This window comes from Aequorivita sp. KMM 9714 (assembly GCF_011065475.1).
Classification (GTDB): Bacteria; Bacteroidota; Bacteroidia; order Flavobacteriales; family Flavobacteriaceae; genus Aequorivita; species Aequorivita sinensis.
Map to the genome: position 1 here is coordinate 1 of NZ_JAAGRO010000018.1, position 2,988 is coordinate 2,988.

1 protein-coding gene is annotated in these 2,988 nt (G+C 36.4%); it reads right to left on the minus strand.

Translation table 11 applies throughout. The annotated features are described in order from the left end of the window. Nucleotides 1-2,988 (minus strand): hypothetical protein (locus G3A46_RS13990; protein WP_165150756.1); only part of this gene is annotated, 2,988 nt, incomplete at both ends.

Below are 2,988 nucleotides of genomic sequence, written 5' to 3' on the forward strand. Positions count from 1 at the left end.
AATGTAGTGGTGTTTGCATCGAAAGTAATTACATCTCCATTTACTGTAGTATGCGTAAACGTACCATCGCCATTATCTACGAATTTATCTGAACCTGTGGTGTTGGTAATAAGGTTGATAATTTCATCATAGATATCACCTTGGTTCTGGATATTGGTTACCACATCCCCAACAACATCAATTGTAATTGTATCACCATTTGCGTTGGTTAGTGTGTAAGTTCCATTACCGTTATCTACCAATGTAGTGGTGTTAGCATCAAACGTAATTACATCTCCATTTACTGTAGTATGCGTAAATGTACCATCGCCATTGTCTACGAAAAGGTCTGAACCTGTGCTGTTGGTAATAAGGTTGATAATTTCATTATAAATATCACCTTGATTCTGGATGTTGGTTACCACATCTCCAACAACATCGATTGCGATTGTATCACCATTTGCGTTGGTTAGTGTGTAAGTTCCATCCCCATTATCTAACAATGTAGTTGTGTTAGCATCAAACGTAATTACATCTCCATTTACTGTAGTATGCGTAAACGTACCATCACCATTGTCTACGAATTTATCTGAACCTGTTGTGTTGGTAATAAGGTTGATAATTTCATTATAGATATCACCTTGGTTCTGGATGTTAGTTACCACATCTCCAACAACATCGATTGTAATTGTATCACCATTTGCGTTGGTTAGTGTGTAAGTTCCATTACCGTTATCTAACAATGTAGTGGTGTTTGCATCGAAAGTAATTACATCTCCATTTACTGTAGTATGCGTAAACGTTCCATCACCATTATCTACGAAAAGGTCTGAACCTGTTGTATTGGTAATAAGGTTGATAATTTCATCATAGATATCACCTTGGTTCTGGATATTAGTTACCACATCTCCAACAACATCAATTGTGATCGTGTCACCATTTGCGTTGGTTAGTGTGTAAGTTCCATTACCGTAATCTAACAATGTAGTGGTGTTTGCGTCGAAAGTAATTACATCTCCATTTACTGTAGTATGCGTAAAAGTACCATCGCCATTATCAACGAAAAGGTCTGAACCTGTTGTATTGGTAATAAGGTTGATAATTTCATTATAGATATCACCTTGATTCTGGATGTTAGTTACCACATCTCCAACAACATCAATTGTGATCGTGTCACCATTTGCGTTGGTTAGTGTGTAAGTTCCATTACCGTTATCTAACAATGTAGTCGTGTTTGCATCGAAAGTAATTACATCTCCATTTACTGTAGTATGCGTAAAGGTACCATCGCCATTATCTACGAAGAGGTCTGAACCTGTTGTATTGGTAATAAGGTTGATAATTTCATTATAGATATCACCTTGGTTTTGGATGTTGGTTACTACATCTCCAACAACATCAATTGTAATTGTATCACCATTTGCATTTGTCAGTGTGTAAGTTCCATTACCATTGTCTACCAATGTAGTGGTGTTTGCATCAAACGTAATTACATCTCCATTTACTGTAGTATGCGTAAACGTACCATCGCCATTATCTACGAAAAGGTCTGAACCTGTGGTATTGGTAATAAGGTTGATAATTTCATTATAAATATCACCTTGATTCTGGATGTTAGTTACCACATCTCCAACAACATCAATTGTAATTGTATCACCATTTGCGTTGGTTAGTGTGTAAGTTCCATTACCGTTATCTAACAATGTAGTCGTGTTAGCATCAAACGTAATTACATCTCCATTTACTGTAGTATGCGTAAATGTACCATCGCCATTATCTACGAAGAGGTCTGAACCTGTTGTGTTTGTAATAAGATTGATAATTTCATTATAGATATCACCTTGGTTCTGGATGTTGGTTACTATATCTCCAACAACATCAATTGTAATTGTATCACCATTTGCGTTGGTTAGTGTGTAAGTTCCATTACCGTTATCTACCAATGTAGTGGTGTTTGCATCGAAAGTAATTACATCTCCATTTACTGTAGTATGCGTAAAAGTACCATCACCATTGTCTACCAATTTATCCGAACCTGTGGTGTTGGTTATAATGTTGATAATTTCATTATATATATCGCCTTGATTTTGAATGTTAGTTACCACATCCCCAACAACATCAACGGTGATTGTGTCGCCATTAGCATTAGTGAAGGTGTAGGTACCGTCACCATTAGCAATCATTGTTAGTGTATTTGCATCAAATGTTACCACAGTACCATCGGCTGCTGTATGTGTAAAAGTACCATCGCCATTATCTACAAAGATGTCTGAGTTAGCAGTTATAATGGAAATTATCTCATTATATATATCGCCTTGATTTTGAATGTTAGTTACTACATCCCCAACAACATCAACGGTGATTGTGTCGCCATTAGCATTAGTGAAGGTGTAGGTACCATCACCATTAGCAATCATTGTTAGTGTATTTGCATTAAATGTTACTACAGTACCATCGGCTGCTGTATGTGTAAAAGTACCATCGCCATTATCTACAAAGATGTCTGAGTTAGCAGTTATAATGGAAATTATCTCATTATATATATCACCTTGGTTTTGGATGTTAGTTACTACATCCCCAACAACATCAACGGTGATTGTGTCGCCATTAGCATTAGTGAAGGTATAGGTACCGTCACCATTAGCAATCATTGTTAGTGTATTTGCATCAAATGTTACTACAGTACCATCGGCTGCTGTATGTGTAAAAGTACCATCGCCATTATCTACAAAGATGTCTGAGTTAGCAGTTATAATGGAAATTATCTCATTATATATATCGCCTTGATTTTGAATGTTAGTTACTACATCCCCAACAACATCAACGGTAATTGTGTCGCCATTAGCATTAGTGAAGGTATAGGTACCGTCACCATTAGAAACCATTGTTAGTGTATTTGCATCAAATGTTACTACAGTACCATCGGCTGCTGTATGTGTAAAAGTACCATCGCCATTATCTACAAAGATGTCTGAGTTAGCAGTTATAATGGAAATTATCTCATTATAT